The organism is Streptomyces sp. NPDC054794 (genome assembly GCF_053611585.1).
Genome location: NZ_JBSHAQ010000041.1, coordinates 70,489 through 88,016, shown reverse-complemented (window position 1 = coordinate 88,016; position 17,528 = coordinate 70,489). Strand labels below are relative to the sequence as shown.

The following is a 17,528-nucleotide window of genomic DNA, read 5'->3' as shown; positions in this document are numbered from 1 at the left end:
GGCCACCGACCATAGGTCGGTGGCCCCTGGCCGCGGACGAGGTGCGCCCGCCGTCCACGTCACGTCCGGCCCGCGGACTCAGCGCCAGTGCAAGCCGTTCACAGCCAGCCGCGTTGCGCCGCCTTCAGGCCCGCCTCGAAGCGACTGCGGGCCCCGAGGCGGTTCATCAGGCCCGACATCACCCGTCGTACCGACCGCGCGGAAAGCCCTAGCTGCAGCCCGGCCCGCTCGTCGGTCATGCCCTGCGAGAGCAGCCGCAGGAGTGCGGCTTCCTGCGGTGCGAGCCCGCATTCGTCGGCCGGGGCGCTCTCGCCGATCGGAGCGGCGTCCGCCCAGATCTGCTCGAAGAGTGCGAGGACCGCGGCCACCATCCCCGCGTCATGCACCTGGAGCGCCCCCAGCGCGGAGTGCGCCGGGTCGATCGGGATCAGGGTGATCCGCCGGTCGTAGATCAGCATGCGCAGCGGCAGCGTGGGCGCGGTCCTCACCTCCGCGCCGACGTCCACCAACCAGTTGGCGTACGAGAGCGTCGCCGGGTCCTTGCGGATGCTGTCGACCCCGACGGTCCGCATCGCCACACCGCGCTCGCGCACCTGCCGGTCCAGAGTCATCGCGGCTTCGATCCGCTCGGGATCCTGCGGCCCGCCCGGCATCAGCGTGGCCACTTCTTCCGTGGCCTGGTGCGCCAGATGTTCGATGCGCGCCTGGATCGCGTCCATGCCCACGAGACGTTCCGCGTGCGTCCCCGGGCGGCCGGGCTGCAGGGTGGAGTACTCCTGCATGAACTGCGCCACGGCGATCTGACTCTCCGCCAGCTGCTGCTGCTGGCGGAGGAGGTCGGCCTCCCGGCGCTGGATCAACAACTGCATCCCGTACTCGGGGCTGACCGGGCGGATCCCGCCGGGCGAGTCCCAGGACGGGCGGAGCAGTGTCAGCTCCGCCAGCCGGTCGAGTGCCAGGCGTACCTCGTCAGCGGCCACGCCCAGCTCACCGGCCAGATCGTCGATCCCCAGGTCTCTGCGCGTGAGCAGCAGCCGATAGGTACGTTCGGCCAGCCCGTCGATCCCCAAAAAGTCCAACACTGTGCTCTCCCCCCGCTTACTGCGACGCCGAGCATGCGGAACGGCCTTCAGCCAAGCCGTCCGCCGACTCGCTCGGCAACGCGTCAACGTGTTCTTCGCGAAGCACCGGTACGGCATCTTCCGCGAATCCCAAACCCCCTAGTCTTGCTCGACGAAAGACTCAGGGGGTACCCCTGTGGTGCGATAGTTACATGGATCAATCCGTAATCGGTAGCAGGGCTCGACGGCTGGTACGTAAACATTCAGCTGGTGCGGGAATGTCCGGTCAACGGCGGATCCGATGATCAAGGACTCGCCTGATGAGCGCCCGCCGGAACAGTGGCACCAGCCGTAACGGAAGGTGCCGCGTCAGCCGGTCGCGCTGCCCGCGACCCACTCGCTCCACGGCATGTTCCAGTCGCCGAGGCCGTTGTCCGGGGACAGCGTGGACTTGTCCTGGGAGTTCTTGACGATCACGACGTCACCGATCATCGAGTTGTCGAAGAACCACGCGGCGGGCAGCTTGTCGTCGCCGCCACCCCTGACGTCCTTCAGGCCCACGCAGCCGTGGCTGGTGTTGACCTTGCCGAAGACCGAGTCGGCACCCCAGTAGTTGCCGTGGATGAACGTGCCCGAGGCGGTCAGGCGCATGGCGTGCGGCACGGCGCTGATGTCGTACTCGGGCTTGCCGTCCTTCTTGGTGAGGCCGACGCTCGCACCGTTCATGTGGACATGGCTGAACTTCTCGGAGATGACCATCTGGCCGTTGTACGTCGGGTGCTCGGGGCTGCCGGACGAGATCGGGATGGTCTTGATCGTCTTGCTGCCCCGCACGACGGTCATCCGCTTCGTCTTGGCGTCGACCGTGCTGATCTGGCTCCGGCCGATCTTGAACGTGACCGTCTTCTGGACGCCCTGGAGGGTGAGCCCGACGGTGACCGTGGAGCCGGGCTTCCAGTAGTTCTCGGGGCGGAAGTCCAGGCGGTGGTCGTTGAACCAGTGACCGACGACCCGCTGGCCGCTGCTGGAGCTGACCTGGATCCGCGACTCCACGGCAGCCTTGTTGATGATCGCCCTGCCGAAGTCGAACCTCACCGGCATGCCCACGCCGACGGTCGAGCCGTCCAGGGGGGAGAGGTGTCCGATGAAGTCGTTGGCCGGGGAGACCGTGGTGATCGAGGCGTTCCCGGTGGCGGAGCGGTTCTCGGCGTCCTCCGCCTCCGCGGCGACCTGATAGCGGGTGGCCCGCTGCAACGGGTCGTTCGGCGTCCAGGACGTGCCGTCCGCGGACAGGGTGCCCGGGATCTCGGCACCGGTCGCGACGGCGGTCATGGTCACATTAGTGAGCGTTCCGTTGCTGACAGTGACCTTGACGGGGCCGTTGACCCCGACGTTGAAGCCACCTTCCCCGGGCGTGATCTTTATTCGGGCGTCGGAGACGTCCTGGGCGCCCTTCTGGTCTGCCTGATCTGCCGGCGTCTTCGTCTGCGCCTGCGCCTGCGGCTTCGGGTCGCTCCCGGGGTTGTTGTCGCTGGTGGCAGCGTTACTGGTACCGCCTAGGGCCGTGAGTGCGAGTACGCCGCCGAATACGCCGGCCGTAGCCACCAGCCCGGTGCGTCGCTTACGTACCGTGATCAAACGCTTCTCCCATGCCACTGATCGTTGAATCCCTGGAGCTGGGTTACCGAAGGCGTGCAACCCGCTGCAAATCTACCTTTACGCATTCATCCCTACTTAAGGAGTGAAAGGAGCGAATTGTGGCGGACTCCACGCCCGGCGAGGCCGGCCGGCTGGTGCCGACCGAGCCCGAAGGCTCCCTGACGGGGCGGCCCCGCGCCGCCAGTAGGGCCGGCATGGGCAGCAGCGGGCCCTGTGGGTCCTTCGCCGCGTCGTCCCAGCGGCGGAGGGCCACCGCGTCCGGGGCCAGTGGATGGGCCGCGACCTCGGCCGCCTCGTGTTCGTCCATCGGGCCGCCCTGGACCTTCAGCGAGGCGATCGCCACCGGGCTGAGCAGGGCGTGGTACGCCGGGTCGTTGGTGACCAGGTAGCGCTTGGCCGGTACATGCTGGGCGATGACCCAGGTCGCGCGCTCGCCCAGACGGCGCCGGGCGAACGTGGCGCCGGCCGGCTAGTGCGGCAGGCCGGGGTGCTCGGCGCGGACCCGGCGCCGGGCCCGGGCAGCGTGCCCGAGCACGTAGTCCGCGGGCGGGGCGGCCGGCGTCCAGCCCTGGACCGGCGCCTCGGCTGGTCGGTATGGAGGCGGCACCGAGGGCGAATACGCCGGGATGCGCCGGTTCACAAGAAACATGGTGTGGCTTCTCCTCAAACGGCCCGCGGGGGCGCCGCCGGAACGATTTTGAACGGCACCCAGGCTGAGTCCGGGGCGTGCCGGGGCGGAGAAGCTTGATGGTTGCGCTCTGTCGAACGGGTCCGGTCTCCTACGAGCACCCGACCGGACGAGTCACCACGAGCGGGGGCTGAAGTACCTGCGGTGGCGCAGCAGGTCCGGGAGGTCGCCGAGGACCAGATAGGCCCGTCCGCCCCGGCGTCCCGTCTGCAGGCAGGGGTAGCCGTAGACGTTGTCCGTGGAGTTCACGTAGGCGGCCACCGGGTCCAGGTCGAGGGCCTTGATCACCTCGGGGCCGCAGACCACGCCGTCGTAGGTGTCGTACGCGTACCCGGGGACGCCGATGTCGAAGTCGTCGACGCAGACGACACCGTCGGTCACCGCCGTCAGCTCCTCGCGCAGCGGCCAGTCCTCGAAGCCGTGCGCGTCCAGGTGGATCAGCGGCAGACGTGCGGTGGGCAGCACCTCGTCGAGCAGGGTGCGGCTGTCGCACTCGCGTACCCGGCAGTTCGGCAGTCGAGACCGAAGGGGCCGCCGCCGTCGCTGAGCGGGAAGCTGCCGTCGAGCTGCCGCCCGCCCATGCGGTGCGTGCGGGAGAAGTGCTCGTAGACCCGCTCGTGCGTCATCCGGGGGCCTCGCCCAGCGTCGGCTGTCTGCGGCGGACCGTGCGCAGCGTCGACCACAGCGCGAACACCAGCGGGATCGCGCCGGAGACGATCACCTGGTCGCGGCTCGTGACCAGGCTGTTCGGGGTGCCCAGCAGGAAGCCGAGACCGATGCAGGACCGGGACAGGGCCTGGTAACAGGCCCAGGCGCTGCCGTGCACCTCGGCGGGCACCTGGGTGTGCACCGCGTTGCGCAGGCCGACGTTGCACACGCCGTTGCCGAAGCCGCCGAGCAGGAACAGCGGGAAGATCGCCGCCGCCATCGGGAGCAGCCCCGCGCACAGCAGGCCGAGGGAGATGCCGAGCACCCCGCCGAGGATGAGCGCGGTGTGTCGCCCCGACCAGCTCGCGCGGCCCGCCAGCAGCGCGCCCGGGATGGAGCCCAGTGCCCAGGTCGACAGGAACAGGCCGAACACGGTCTCGTTGCCGTCGGCGACGTCCCGCAGGTAGTAGACGCCCGCGACCCCCTCGATGCTGGTGGCCAGCATCGCCGCCGCCAGGGTGGCCAGCAGTGGGCCGACGACCGGCGCGGTGCGCAGCGCCTGGTAGCCGTCCGACAGTTTCGCGTCGGGCCGGCGCCCGATCGACACGTTCACCGAGCGGGGCACGGCGAGGGCCGTGCACCAGGCGAGGACGAGGAAGGAGACGCCGTCGGCGCCGAGCAGGAACGCCGTGCCCGACACGGAGTGCAGCAGGCCCGCCAGCGCCGGCCCGACCAGCCCCGCCGTCGAAAGACCGGCCGTGAGCAGGCTGTTGGCCCGGCTGGTGTGCTTCTCGCCCGCGACGACGGGGAGCATCTTGAAACCGGCCGCCACCGACGCCACCCCGGCCAGCCCCGACACGGCGATGAGCCCGACCCTGAGGTGGAAGCCGTCGACGGCGGCGGCGGTGCCGAGGGACATCGCCTGGACCGCGAGGGCCCACAGGCACACGGACCGGGCGCTGACCCGGTCCACGAGGGACCCGATGAACGGCGCGGCGACGACGGTGGGCAGCAGGTCGGCGAGGAACACCTCCGTGACTCCCCAGCGCATGCCCTTGTCCGCCGCGTCCAGGACCATGCCGAGGGTGGCGAGCGAGTCGCCGACGCGGGAGAAGAGCGTTCCGGCGATCAGCACCAGGGCGGGCGCCGGAACGAGGGAGTTCCGGCGCAGCGCGGCGAATGCCCCGAACGCCGTCTTCCGCGTCTTCTGCGTGTCCAATCGAGTCCAATCCGTCCGCCTGCCAGGTCACTTCAAGGCCGAGCCGCGGAACAGATTAGGTCTGCGTGCGCAGCAGAAGGGCGTCCACCGGCCATCCGTGCGCACCACCGCCCGTCACCTCCACGGTGACCCGGTGTTGGTATGCGAGTCCCAATTTCTCGGCCATGAGCCGTACTTCACCGGATGTCCACACGCGTTCTTCATGAATACCCACAACACCCGGGAACGGATACGGGTCTCCCGCGTGCGCCTCGATGAAGTAGTTCGCGCAGGTGGACAAAGCGCTCCAGGGACGACTCGTGGAAGGCGACGAGGACGGCATGGCCGCCCGGGCGCACGGCGTCGCGCAGGTTCCGGATGACGTCCGGCGCGGCGGACTCGGAGGTGAAGGAGTTGAGTGTCACGTTGCCCAGCAGTGCGAGGTCCACCTCGCTTTTCGGCCAAACACGGGAGTCGAGGAGGTCGCGCGCGACGAACCGGGCCACCCCCGCGCACCGTTCGTGAAACCGCTCCCTCGCCGACTCCGAGTTGTCGATACCCGTCAGATGAATGTCCGGAAAATGCCGGGCCAACGCGCTGATGATGCGCCCCGATCCGCAGCAGGCGTCCAGAACGGACCGGGCCGGTTCCTCGAATTCGTAGAAAAGACCGGAGAAATGGGACTGAACGGGAACCGGGACGGCGTGTGCGCGGCGGCCGTCATGCGACGGCCGCCGCCCGGGTCGCGAAGCGGTGGACCTGATCGAGCGCGTCCGCCCGGTAGGGGCCCTCCGTGTCCCGGCCCTGAGCCCGCAGGGTCTCCCGGTGGGCGTCCATCACCGACGCGATCCACTCGACCATCGCCCGCGCGTCCGGGCCGAGGGCCGAACGCACCACCTCGCTGCGCGCCGCCGTGTCGAAGAACTGGGCCCGCTGCCAGTACTCGGTGAGCAGCCCGTCGCACTCGTCGGGGTCGGCCAGGCCGGCCGCCTGCACGCTCAGCAGCAACTCCAGCAGATGCGCGTACACATGGATCGTCGACAGGATGCGCAGACAGTCCATCCGGCGGCGTTCGCCCGCGACCGGGTTCCAGGGGATGCCGAACACCGCGCCGCTCAGATAGTTGTGGTCGGGCCGCACGAGCCGACGACAGACCAGCAGGTCGTAGAACTTCTGATGGGCGGCCTCGTGCAGGATCGCGTCTGCCGCCTTCAACGCCCCCGCGAGCACCCGGGTGTTGAGGACGGACACGAACGGGGCCGGGACGATGAACGCCGACTCGATGATGCTGTCCTCGATCAGCACCGCGCCGCGTACGGACGACACGATCGAGAGGCCGAACTCCCCGAGCGCCTCCGTGATGAGGCCGAGTCCGCGTTCGACGGCGGCGGCGTGCACGGGAGTTGCGGCCACGTAGGTGTGCGGCACCGCGAGGTCCTCGCTGATCACCCTCCGCAGGGCCCGGCCGCCGGCGCTCGCCGACCAGTCGGTGGCGAGGGCGTAGCGGTGACCGGGCAGCACCAGCTCGGTGACCGGCGCGACCGGGGCGAGCAGGGCCGTGCCGCTGCGCAGGGCGGCCGCCGCCTCCTCGGGGTCCCCCCGGGTGTGCAGGGAGCGGAAGGCGTCCAGGGTCGTGGCGCGCGCGACGCTCTGCGCGATGAGCGGGGCACCCGGTGGCGGACACGGGGGACGCAGTCCCGTGTGGGCGTGCAGCACTTCGGTCGCGACGTCCGAGAAGGCCGCCATGTCGGCGTTGATGTCCGCCGCCGAGCCGAAGGGACCGCTGCCGAGAAGATGCCGTGCCTGGGCCATGTCCTGCCCCTCGCCTCGTGGAGGAAGCCTCCTGGGTGGGTGCCGCCGCCCGTGGCGGCGCCGACGGGGCGCCACCACGAGACGGGGCGGATCACCGGGGTCGGTGCGTCCGGCGGCCCGCGACCTGCCGGCCGCGGTCAGCTGACCGCCGGGTACTGCGCCTGCGCCTGGATCTCGGGGATGACGGGGCTGGTGGAGCCGCCCTCCTCCTCGGCGTCCGTGGCCGGCTCGGCCAGCTGCTCGACGTCGATCTTGGACTTGTCCTCGGAGCTCATGGGTCACGCCTCCTCCCGTGCGGGGATCCCCTGCCGCGACAGCGCACGGGGCGGCGCGGGGGCAGGGAGCTCTTCGAGAAGACCCGCGCCGGCCAGGTCGCGCGCCCGGTGCGCGAGTTCCCGCCGGGCGTCGAGGGCATCCTTTTTCCGCAACTGCGCGTACCGGGCCACGAGTTCGTCCCCGGTGAGGCCGCTCTCGAACAGCTTGAGCAGCAGGACGGAACCGGCGTCGATCTGCAGCACTCTCACCGGTGTCGTGGTGAAGACGAGGAACCTGCCCCTGATGCTCAGCGGGCGGTACTGGATGCCTTCCGCAAGCTTGTAGTTCACGTGTGCACCTCGGGCTGTGATGTGGCCTGCCAGGTCTGGAGGGTGCCGACGAGGTTCGAGGGCAGCGTGTCGCGGACGACGGCCAGCATGCGGGTGAGCTTCTGGTGCAGCACCAGTCCGTCCGGGCCGAACTCACGGCGCACGCCGTCGAGTTCGAGGGAGCCGAGGAGGAAGGCGCCCCGTTCCACCGCCGTGGTGAGTCTCCTGCGTACGGTCTGCGGGGCGCAGCCGGTGCGCTGAGGGTGTCCGGCGCGCAGGGCGGTCGCGTGCAGTACGGCGAGATGGACGTAGACGTGCGCGGCGGAGATGACACGGCCGGCGTTGAACCACCGCGGAGTCGCGTGGGCGAGGCTCCAGGGCAGCAGGACGCGCGCACTGTGCTCGTCGGTGTAGACGGGCCGCATGAGCCGGCGGGTCAGGCGCAGTACGGCCATCTTCTCGTGCAGCGATTCGTGCAGGAGGGCGTCCGCGAGACCGAGTGTGTCCCCGTGCACCGTGGCGGCGGAGACGAAGACGGTTTCGGGCACCTGCGTGAGATAGAGACTGGGAATGGGCGAGTCGAGAACGACGATCTGGTGCACGAACGGCAGGACGCCGGCCGCGATTTCCGGAACCAGTTCGTCGAGCAGCAGCATCGCCCGGGAGACCCGTATTTCGTCGTCCGGTGTCACCTCGGACGGCCGGGCGTGTTCCCCGATTCCCTGCCGCGCCATGGCCGAGACGAAAAGCCGCTCGAACACGGCTCCGGCGGAATCGGGAATCCAGTCCCGGGCGTGAATCCAGCATTCCGGTGCCGCCTGGACGCGCAGCGCGGTGGAGCCGTACGCCGTCCATTTCCGCAGTGCCGAAATCCCGTGCTCCGCACCGGCGAGTTGCCGGTCGAGGGCGCAACGCCTCAGGCAGACCGGTATCCGGTCACCCTCGGCGGCGAGCCGCAGCTCCAGCGGATCGTCGAGCCCGGTGGCCCGGGCCGCGCCCGAATAAAGGACGTCCCGGTCGGACAGGAGGGCGCCGGCATCGGCGACGACACCGGTGGTGGCCCAGGTGATGACGTCGCTCGTAGGCATGAAATCCGCCCATCCCGTCGGCTTTTGTTTCCGGACCCTTCGCCCCCTGTTCTCCCATATTCTCCGCAGCTTTATCCGAGCATGTCAACGAGCGTTCTGGACACCTAACTCCCGGTCCAGCGACGCTCCAGGCGTATTCGACCCGCGGTAATGCGAGCGGCTCCGGACGGTCGAAAACCAGGTGACCCGGCCGCATCCGTCTTCCTACACTCGCCACACAGCGCACCGCCGCCACTCGGCGGGTGCGCCGTCATGACCATGAGTGGGACGAGTGAGGGGAGCAGGCCGTGCGTGACCGCACCGCTGTCGCCGTTCCCCGCGCCCGGTACGAGGTGATCCTGGTGTCCTCGTCCGCCCGGTGCCCGCTGCGCGGCCGGCACCGGACCCCGTGACGCCCGCCTGACCCCACGCGTCAGGTACGGCGACGCCTGCCGACAACCCGTCAGGCGGTCGCCCGCGCACGGGACATCGCGCCGCCCTTTTCCGGAAACCCTCCTCGAAAGGCGATCGGGCCGTGCGCACCGACCTCCACCTTCACCCCGCCCCCGCCGTCCGCAACCTGGGCATCCTCGCCCATGTCGACGCGGGCAAGACCACCCTCACCGAGCGGATCCTGTATGCCACCGGCACCACGCACAAGCGCGGCGAGGTCCACGACGGCACGACCGTCACCGACTTCGACCCCCAGGAGCGCGACCGCGGCATCACCATTTTCGCCGCCGCGGTCAGCTGCGCCTGGGACGGCCACCGGATCAACCTGATCGACACCCCCGGTCACGTCGACTTCGCCGACGAGGTCGAACGGTCCCTGCGCGTGCTCGACGGCGCGGTCGCGGTGTTCGACGCCGTCGCAGGGGTCGAGCCGCAGAGCGAGTCGGTGTGGCGGCAGGCCGACCGGCACGGCGTCCCGCGGATCGCCTTCGTCAACAAGCTGGACCGCGCGGGCGCCGACCTGGACGCGGCCGTCGACTCGATCCGGCGGCGGCTGCACCCGGCCCCGCTCGTCGTGCAGCTGCCGATCGGCACCGAGGATGCCTTCACCGGCGTGGTGGACCTGCTGCGCATGCGGTCCCTGCTGTGGACCGACGGCGACGGCGACGGAGGCGTTGGCGGCGGCGTCGGCCGCGTCGAGGAAGGCCCGGTGCCGCCGGAACTGCTGGACGAGGCACGGCGACGGCGCCGGCTGCTGGAGGAGGCGGTGGCCGAGCTGCATCCGGCGGCGCTGGACGAGTTCTGCACGCCGTCCGGCGTCTCCACACCGACCCTCGTGGCCGCCCTGCGCGACCTCACCCGCTCCGGCGAGGGCGTGGTCGTGCTGTGCGGCTCGGCGTACCGCAACCGCGGGATCGAACCGCTGCTGGACGCGGTCTGCGCCTACCTGCCCTCACCGCTGGACGTACCCGCCGTGCGCGGCACGTACGACGGTGCCGAGCGGCGGCGGCCGGCCGACCCCGAAGCACCGTTCGCGGCGCTGGCGTTCAAGGTGAACGCGACCGCCACAGGACGGCTGACCCACCTGCGCGTCTACTCGGGCGCCGTCGAGAAGGGAGACACCGTGTGGGACCCGACCACGGGGCGCACCGAGCGCGTCGCGCGGATCCTGCGGGTGATGGCCGACCGGCACGTCCCGCTGGACCGGGCGGTCGCCGGGGACATCGTCGCCGTGGTGGGCCTCAAGTCCGCCCGGGCCGGCTCGACCCTGTGCGACCGGCAGGCGCCGATCGTGCTGGAACCGCCCGTGTCCGCCGACCCGGTGGTGTCCGTGGCGGTCGAGGCCCGCAGGAGCGCCGACACCGGGCGGCTGGCCACCGCGCTGGCCCGGCTCGCCGAGGAGGATCCGTCGCTGGTGGTGCGGACCGACCCGGAGACCGGCCAGACCGTGCTGTCCGGCATGGGTGAACTGCACCTGGAGGTGGCGGTGGAGAAGATCCGGCGTGACGGCGGCCCGGAGGTCACCGTGGGCCGGCCGCGCGTGTCCTACCGGGAGACGGTCGTCGAGGGCGTGTCCGGTCTGGTGTTCCGGCACGTCAAACAGGACGGCGGGGCGGGCCAGTTCGCCCATGTCGTGCTCGACGTGCAGCCTCTGACGGCCGAAGTCGGCACCACCGGCTTCGAGTTCCGCTCGACGGTGGTCGGCGGGCGCGTGCCGCAGGAGTACGTCCGTGCGGTCGAGGCCGGCTGCCGGGACGCCCTGGCCGAGGGTCCGCTCGGCGGGCACCCGGTGACCGGAGTGCGGGTCACCCTGACCGACGGGGCGACCCATGTGAAGGACTCCTCGGACACGGCCTTCCGCGCGGCCGGCCGGCTCGGGCTGCGGCAGGCCCTGCGCGCCTGCGCGACGGTCTTGCTGGAACCGGTCGCCGAGGTCACGGTCACCGTGCCCGAGGAGGCCGTGGGCGGGGTGCTCGGCGACCTGTCGGCCCGGCGCGGCCGGGTCACGGGCTCCGAGTCCCGCGGCGGCGCGGCGGTCCTCACCGCCACCGTGCCGCTGGCCGAACTGTTCGGCTACGCGACCCGGTTGCGCAGCCGCACCCAGGGCCGGGGCAGCTTCACCACCCGGCCCGCCGGGTACGCATCGGCGCCGGTCGCGTAGCGGTCGCGGTGGCGGGGTGGGGGGGGGGCCCCCGCCCCCCCCCCCCCGCCACGTCAGGGCCTTCGGCGCTGGGTCGTGCATGGCTCGCGCCCGGTTCAGCACTCGGAATTTGGGGGCCGATGAGCTGTTGTGCGAGCGCGCCGCCGGTATCAGGGTCATCAAGGATCTTCGAAAGGTGGTTGAACGGTTGAATGCGATGGGTGCGGCGAGCAGTTGCCGGTCTGCAGCTGTGGCCCCGGCCGCACGTGGTCCTCGGTTCGGTGTCTGCGTCGCGACGCCCGAGACGTCTCACATGCTCCTGGCCGGCGATCGACGCGGCATTGCTTTCTGATACTCAGTCAGTTACACCGTTCCGTCCCGGCTCCGGCAAGCACGGCCGCCTCGCGTCGCCCGGCCACGACCGTGCTTGCAGCGCGAACGATGGGTGCTCGACCGGGGTGCGGCCGGCTGCCGATGTGTCCCGGTCGCGGTCGGGCGGCGTCGGGTCAGGCGTGCAGCGGCAGGCGGTCGGCGGGCGCGCCCTGGCCCCAGTCGGGATAGGGGGCCGGGAGTGCGCTGGCCGCGTCCAGGTCTGTCAGGTCCTCGTCGGTGAGTACGAGGTCGATGGCGGCCAGGTTTTCGGTGAGCTGGTCGGGGCGCTGGCGCCGACGATCACGCTGGTGACTCCTGACCGGGCGAGGGCCCAGGCGTGGGCGACACGGGCTACGGCCACCCGTCAGCCCCCCCCCGGGACGACCTGTCCCGTGCACGGCCTCCCCCGCCTGCAGCGGTGCCTCCTGGGGCGGGATGCCCGGCGGCCGCGGGTGGTTGGAGGAGGCGTGGTGGTGAAGGGGACGGTGTCCCCGGGCTTCGCCCTTCGTGACCACGTCACACGGAACGGTCCCGGCAGGCGCCCTCGCCGGCCGGGACCGTTTTCTGTCCGGGGGCATGCGTGACCGGAGCGCGTCCGGGTACGTTGCCCGGTCATGGACGGCTACGAGCACCTGGACCTGGATGAGGTCGACTTCGCACCGGTGGAGGCCATCGTGGAGCGGCTGGCGCTGCTCACCCTGGAGGAGGGACGCGACCTGCTGCGGCTGCTGCAGGCGGTCGCGGCGGAGGACGGGGCGCTGTCGCCGGAAGCCGACCGTATGGCCCGGGAGATCGCGGCCCTGATTCCGTCGCAGAACTGACCCCGGCCGCCCCGGTGAACGGCTGCTGGGTCGAGGATGCCCAGGTCGGTGTCGGGTGTGCAGGGGGTGCAGGCGGTGATGCCGGCAGAGCATCAAGACCGTCTGCGCGGTCTCTAGCCTCGCTGCGAAACAGACCACACCTGCCAAGTTCGCCCGCCTGATCTGCAGCGTTGGAAGATCGAAGCCCTGCACTACGTCCGAGGCATGACGTTCGCCGAGACGCCTCCCGGCTGCGAACCAGCTCCGCACCGCGCGCCATAGCGACCTGGCGCCACCTCGCCATCGGAGCCCTTCGCCTCGCCGGGAAGAGCAGCATCGCCGCCGGCCTCCGGCACAACGCCCGCGACGCCGGCCGACCGCTCGCCCTCCTCGAACTCACATGATCACGAAACGGACGTCACGCGACTACGCCGAAGCCCTGGGGGTCGGGGGCGCCGACACCCTCTCCGGGACTGGCATGCCGCGCTGGCAGCGCGGACAGTGTCATCGCGCCGAAGGGGCCGCACACGCCGCCGACGCCCCGGAATGAAACGCCCGAGCTGTTCTCCCGCTGGTGACTCCTCCCCCCGGATAAATCCGGGGGGCTTCTCCTGTCGGTGGCTAGGCCACGTCGGGAAGGACCAGCCCGGCCCTGAGCGCAACGTTCCAGGCGCCCACGTGGTCGGCGTGGTCGTTGTGTCCGCACGCGGTGCACTGGAACTTTTCGCCGTCGCGGTTCTCGCTGTCCACGTGCCCGCATTCAGGGCAGGTGCGCGAGGTGTTGCGGGGGTCCACCAGGATCAGTACACGACCGGCGCTTTCAGCCTTGTGCGCGAGGATACCCAGGAACACCCCCCAACCCGCGTCAAGAATACTTCGGTTGAGCCCGGCCTTCGCAGCGGCCCCGTTCGGCAGGAACTCCCGCGCGGGTGGGCGCAGAGTCACCGCGTATCCACGGCGACGGTGAGATCGCGGCACCGCCTCCAGCGACCAGGATCTGGTGGTGTTCCTCGAAGCCGCGGGCATCACGGACTGGATGCCGTCCTGGACGATCGGTGGTGGGTCGAATGGCGCGGCGGTGGCGCCCACGCGTGGCGCCCCGCCTGAGCTCACCGTGGCCGCTGACGCATACACACGTCGTGTCGCAAGCTCAACGAGCCCGCCTTTGTGAGCGACGCGGTGCGTCGGGGCGTGAGTCTCGTCCGCCGTGGACCTGCGGGTACCCGGGACGGCATGCGACTTCCTGGCGCGTGTGCTGCGCTTGTGGGGGTGGACGGGCACGCGGCACGCCCCGGGCGCGTCCATCGGCGGGCCGCTGCCGACGGGCGGTCCGGGCGCTGGCGCGGAGAGCGGCTGCAGGAAAGAGGAGCCATGTCCCACACCACGAAAGCGGCGCGGCACCTGAGCGGTCTGCGGAACGCTCGTTACGGTGAGATCCTTCTCATCTCGCCGTGCGAGGACGGTCAGGTCAAGGCGTCTGTTTACAACACCTTTGGTCTCAACGACTGTCCGCTGGAGCTGTGGAACGCGCTCGACCCCCGCGCGCTGGCAGAGCAGCTCCAGGTGCCGATGGTGTTCCTGAACGGACCTCGCTTCTGGACGATTGACGAGGTCACGGCGTTCGCGTGGGGGGACATCGCGACGTTCGACAGTCTTGAGGCCCGCTGCGTGGCCGAGGTCCGCATCCCCCCGGCGATCGACCCCACCGGGGCAGCGGCCAAGACGTTCTACGTCGATACCACAGTGAAACGCGACACCGAATACGTCCTGTCCCGCAAGAAGCCGGTGTACGCACTGGTCGCCCCGGGCGATCGCACCTACATCCTGCAGGCGTACTCCCACACCGTGGACGACAGCCAGACGCTGGACTCCCTGGCCACACTCGGCCAACGGCTTCGGCTTCCACGAGGCTGGGAGTACCGGGTCCGTACCCTGGAAGAAGACCTTGTCGTGCGAACGGTCTCGGGCGAGGCCCATGTCGTACAGGACGAGTTGGAGAACACCTACATGCTCCTTCACCCCCGTGACGGAGCTCCGTCGTAACCCGCGGCTCGCCCCTTCCCTGGCTGGTCAGCCTCCGATCCGGATCGACGGCACTCGGTCGATCGGTGATCCCATCCTGAAGCCATGCGGGTCGGCCGACAGGTCGCGGCCCGCGCCGCGGGTCCACGTCGTAGCCGACGACGCGATGGCCCACCTTGGCAGCGCGCACGGCGATGCTGCGGCCACGCTCGGACGCCCCCTCACGTGTCCACGCGTCCGGCGGAATACGGGCCGCCTCCTGGCCGCACGGTAGCTCGCGGTCACAGTGCCCGCGCCGCATAGGCCCTGACGTCCGCGTCCCGGTCCGTCGTCGCGATGGCCAGGGCGGCTCGGGCGTCCTCGACGGCACGGTGCCGGGTCAGGGCCAGGACGGCTGCCTTGCGGACGTCGGCGTTCAGGTCGGTGAGGGCCTTGGCGAGGGCCGGCACGGCCAGGTCGGAGTCCGCGACGGACAGAGCGGTGGCGGCGCCGGCCCGTACCTGCCAGGCCAGGTCTGACAGGGCGGCCTCGGCGCGTGTGGCCAGGGCGGCTGGGCAGCCCGTCGTGCCCAGAGCCTCGTAGGCTGCCCCACGCACCAGGGCGTCGGGATCGTCGACGAGCCCGGCGAGGGCCGAGTAGGCCATGCCCGAGCCTGTGCCCAGGGTGGCCAGGGCCTTGGCGATGGTGACGCGGACCTCGCGGGACGGATCGACGGCCGCCGCGCGGGCCAGCTCTGCGCCGGCGTCGACCGACACGAGCGCGCGCACGGCCGCGATGCGTACGGCGGTGTCGGAGTCCGACAGGGAGTGCGCGAACAACTCGGCGTCACCAAGCCGTAGGGCGCGCAGCACGTCCAGTGTGGCGGCGCGGACGGCGGGGTCGGCCTCGGACAGGGCGGCGGTGAGACCGTCGCGCAGGGCCGGTTCTGGGACCAGCGTCTCGACCAGTTCGCGCAGTGAGGCGACTGCGGCGGCTCGGACGCCGGCGTCGGTGTCGGTGAGCGCCGCGGCCAGTGCCGGTCCGGTGCCCGGCGGCACGCTCTCCGTCAGGATCGTGACGGCGGTCCGGCGCACGGTGGGGTCGGGGTCCGTCAAGTAGTCGGCGAGCACGGAGAGATCAAGGTCGTCCTCCGCGAGAGAGAGGAGTTCGAGCAGGCGAGGTGTGGCCGGCGCGTCCGCTTCGGCACGGGGCTGGGCGGCCGTGTCGGCCATGGTGAGTTCCTGCCGCAGCGCCACCGGCGCCGCTTCCCTGGCCCCTGCCGTCGCCACATGTTCCGGGTGGATCTCGCCGAGGTGCCGGGAGGGGCCGCCGGTCGGGGTGAAGCCGTCGACCGGGACCAGGTAGGGAGCGACAGGACGGGCCGTGAACTGCATTGCGCCAGAAGGGGACTTGTACAGGTCGAGGTGGTGGAACCAGGACGTGTCGTCGCGCCGTGGGTGGTCGATGCGGTCGTGGTAGAGGCCCCAGCGAGACTCCGTGCGGGCCAGCGATGCGCGTGCGGCCATCTCCGCGCAGTCGCGGATGAAGGAGGCCTCGGCGCAGCGCATGAGTTCGTGCGGTGTGCGGGCGCCCATCGCGGCGATGTCGGTGTGCATCCGCTCGAAGGCCTCCAGGGCGAGGGAGAGACGGGCGCCGGATTTCGGCGGGGCGACGTAGTCGTTGACGAAGCGGCGCAGTTTGTATTCCACCTGGGCCTGAGGCGGGCCGTCCGGGTTGCGCAGCGGGCGGTAGATCAGCTCGTGCGCCTCGTGGAGCTGTTCGGCGGGCAACTCCCCTTCGTACGCCTTGTACTGGGCGGCGTCCGCGCCCGCGAGGTCACCGAAGACGAATGCACCGATCATGTAGTTGTGCGGCACGCAGGCCAGGTCCCCGGCCGCGTACAACCGGGGGACGGTCGTGCGGGCGTGGTCGTCGACCCGTACGCCCGAGGCGGAGTGGCCGCCGCACAGGCCGATTTCGGAGATGTGCATCTCGATGTCGTGGGTGCGGTAGTCGTGCCCGCGGCCGGAGTGGAAGGAGCCGCGGGTCGGGCGCTCGGTGGAGTGCAGGATCGACTCCAGCGCGGAGATCGACTCCTCCGGGAGGTGGCTCAGCTTCAGGTACACCGGGCCGCGGTCGCTGGCCACCTCCGCCGCGAACTCCGCCATCATCTGCCCCGACCAGTAGTCGGAGTCGACGAAGCGTTCGCCGTGCCGGTTGACCTGGTAGCCGCCGAAGGGGTTGGCGACGTAGGCGCAGGCGGGGCCGTTGTAGTCCTTGATCAGTGGGTTGATCTGGAAGCATTCGATGCCGGTGAGTTCGGCGCCCGCGTGGTAGGCCATCGCGTAGCCGTCGCCCGCGTTGGTCGGGTTCTCGTAGGTTCCGTAGAGATAGCCGGAGGCGGGCAGCCCGAGGCGGCCGCAGGCGCCGGTCGCCAGGATCACGGCGCCCGCGCGGATGGTGACGAAGGCGCCCGTGCGGGTGTGAAAGCCCACCGCTCCGACGGCCCGTCCCTTTGTCGTCAGCACACGCACCGGCATCACCCGGTTCTCGATCCGGATCCGCTCTCGCATCTCACGCCGCCGCAACTGCCGGTACAGGACCTTCTTGACGTCCTTGCCCTCCGGCATCGGCAGCACGTAGGAGCCGGAGCGGTGGACCTGGCGGACCGCGTAGTCGCCGTGTTCGTCCTTCTCGAACTTCACGCCGTACGACTCCAGGCGCCGCACCATGGCGAAGCCGCGCGTGGCGGTCTGGCGGACGGTGGACTGGTCGACGATGCCGTCGTTGGCGCGGGTGATCTCGGCGACGTAGTCGTCGGGCTCGGCGCGGCCGGGGATGACCGCGTTGTTGACGCCGTCCATGCCCATGGCGAGCGCGCCGGAGTGGCGGACGTGGGCCTTCTCCAGAAGGAGCACGCTCGCGCCGTGCTCGGCTGCGGTGAGCGCGGCCATGGTGCCGGCGGTGCCGCCGCCGATGACGAGGACGTCGCAGCTCATCTCATCGGCGTCGGTGAGGGCCGGGATCTGCAGGGGGGTGTCCACC

The 17,528-nt window shown here is 70.7% G+C and carries 15 protein-coding genes and 1 pseudogene; 4 read left to right on the top strand and 12 right to left on the bottom strand.

Going from position 1 to position 17,528, the window contains the following annotated elements; translation table 11 throughout:
* Nucleotides 1-98: 98 nt before the first annotated feature.
* Nucleotides 99-1,082, bottom strand: a complete 984-nt coding sequence (locus ACWGKT_RS34130) for a LuxR C-terminal-related transcriptional regulator (RefSeq protein ID WP_453276680.1) — start codon at nucleotides 1,080-1,082, stop codon at nucleotides 99-101.
* A 348-nt stretch (nucleotides 1,083-1,430) separates the two neighbouring features.
* Nucleotides 1,431-2,699: a L,D-transpeptidase gene (locus ACWGKT_RS34125; RefSeq protein ID WP_453276679.1), complete on the bottom strand. Its 1,269-nt coding sequence runs from the start codon at nucleotides 2,697-2,699 to the stop codon at nucleotides 1,431-1,433.
* Between the two features lie 119 nt (nucleotides 2,700-2,818).
* Here ACWGKT_RS34125 and ACWGKT_RS34120 point away from each other — a divergent pair, with 119 nt between their 5' ends.
* The gene (locus ACWGKT_RS34120) at nucleotides 2,819-3,109 is read left to right on the top strand and encodes a hypothetical protein (protein ID WP_453276678.1); all 291 of its coding nucleotides are present in this window, start codon (nucleotides 2,819-2,821) and stop codon (nucleotides 3,107-3,109) included.
* Nucleotides 3,110-3,189: 80 nt separating this feature from the next.
* Here ACWGKT_RS34120 and ACWGKT_RS34115 read toward each other — a convergent pair whose 3' ends face one another.
* From ACWGKT_RS34115 to ACWGKT_RS34080, 8 genes are all read right to left on the bottom strand, one after another.
* Nucleotides 3,190-3,369 carry a hypothetical protein gene (locus ACWGKT_RS34115; protein ID WP_453276677.1) on the bottom strand — a complete coding sequence of 60 codons (180 nt, stop codon included), beginning with the start codon at nucleotides 3,367-3,369 and terminating at the stop codon, nucleotides 3,190-3,192.
* 153 nt (nucleotides 3,370-3,522) lie between these two features.
* Nucleotides 3,523-3,873, bottom strand: coding sequence for a hypothetical protein (locus ACWGKT_RS34110; RefSeq protein ID WP_453276676.1), 351 nt, complete (start codon nucleotides 3,871-3,873; stop codon nucleotides 3,523-3,525).
* A 157-nt stretch (nucleotides 3,874-4,030) separates the two neighbouring features.
* A complete protein-coding gene (locus ACWGKT_RS34105; RefSeq protein ID WP_453276675.1) occupies nucleotides 4,031-5,275 on the bottom strand; it encodes an MFS transporter in 1,245 nt (414 codons plus the stop codon).
* A 200-nt stretch (nucleotides 5,276-5,475) separates the two neighbouring features.
* Nucleotides 5,476-6,018 carry a class I SAM-dependent methyltransferase gene (locus ACWGKT_RS34100; protein ID WP_453276683.1) on the bottom strand — a complete coding sequence of 181 codons (543 nt, stop codon included), beginning with the start codon at nucleotides 6,016-6,018 and terminating at the stop codon, nucleotides 5,476-5,478.
* Complete coding sequence (locus tag ACWGKT_RS34095; protein ID WP_453276674.1) at nucleotides 5,975-7,066, bottom strand: hypothetical protein; 1,092 nt, start codon at nucleotides 7,064-7,066, stop codon at nucleotides 5,975-5,977. Before ACWGKT_RS34095 ends, ACWGKT_RS34100 begins: the two co-directional genes overlap by 44 nt.
* A 137-nt stretch (nucleotides 7,067-7,203) precedes the next feature.
* Nucleotides 7,204-7,341: a hypothetical protein gene (locus ACWGKT_RS34090; protein WP_453276673.1), complete on the bottom strand. Its 138-nt coding sequence runs from the start codon at nucleotides 7,339-7,341 to the stop codon at nucleotides 7,204-7,206.
* Nucleotides 7,342-7,344: 3 nt separating this feature from the next.
* Nucleotides 7,345-7,671 carry a hypothetical protein gene (locus ACWGKT_RS34085; RefSeq protein WP_453276672.1) on the bottom strand — a complete coding sequence of 109 codons (327 nt, stop codon included), beginning with the start codon at nucleotides 7,669-7,671 and terminating at the stop codon, nucleotides 7,345-7,347.
* A complete protein-coding gene (locus tag ACWGKT_RS34080) occupies nucleotides 7,668-8,738 on the bottom strand; it encodes a hypothetical protein (protein WP_453276671.1) in 1,071 nt (356 codons plus the stop codon). The genes ACWGKT_RS34085 and ACWGKT_RS34080 overlap by 4 nt, the downstream gene beginning before the upstream one ends.
* A gap of 514 nt (nucleotides 8,739-9,252) precedes the next feature.
* On the opposite strand from ACWGKT_RS34080, the gene fusA reads away from it, so the two are divergent.
* Together fusA and ACWGKT_RS34070 are read left to right on the top strand one after the other, a co-directional pair.
* Complete coding sequence (gene fusA, locus ACWGKT_RS34075) at nucleotides 9,253-11,331, top strand: elongation factor G (RefSeq protein WP_453276670.1); 2,079 nt, start codon at nucleotides 9,253-9,255, stop codon at nucleotides 11,329-11,331.
* A 965-nt stretch (nucleotides 11,332-12,296) separates the two neighbouring features.
* Complete coding sequence (locus tag ACWGKT_RS34070) at nucleotides 12,297-12,503, top strand: DUF6417 family protein (RefSeq protein WP_453276669.1); 207 nt, start codon at nucleotides 12,297-12,299, stop codon at nucleotides 12,501-12,503.
* A 600-nt stretch (nucleotides 12,504-13,103) separates the two neighbouring features.
* On the opposite strand, the pseudogene ACWGKT_RS34065 reads toward ACWGKT_RS34070, so the two are convergent.
* Nucleotides 13,104-13,451, bottom strand: a pseudogene (locus ACWGKT_RS34065) (zinc ribbon domain-containing protein); the annotation flags it as partial.
* Nucleotides 13,452-13,853: 402 nt separating this feature from the next.
* Between ACWGKT_RS34065 and ACWGKT_RS34060 the strand changes: the two are divergent.
* Nucleotides 13,854-14,525, top strand: a complete 672-nt coding sequence (locus tag ACWGKT_RS34060; protein WP_453276668.1) for a hypothetical protein — start codon at nucleotides 13,854-13,856, stop codon at nucleotides 14,523-14,525.
* A 260-nt stretch (nucleotides 14,526-14,785) separates the two neighbouring features.
* On the opposite strand, the gene ACWGKT_RS34055 is transcribed toward ACWGKT_RS34060, so the two are convergent.
* Entirely contained in the window at nucleotides 14,786-17,482 is a 2,697-nt protein-coding gene (locus ACWGKT_RS34055) for a fumarate reductase/succinate dehydrogenase flavoprotein subunit (RefSeq protein WP_453276682.1), read from the bottom strand.
* Nucleotides 17,483-17,528 lie beyond the last annotated feature (46 nt).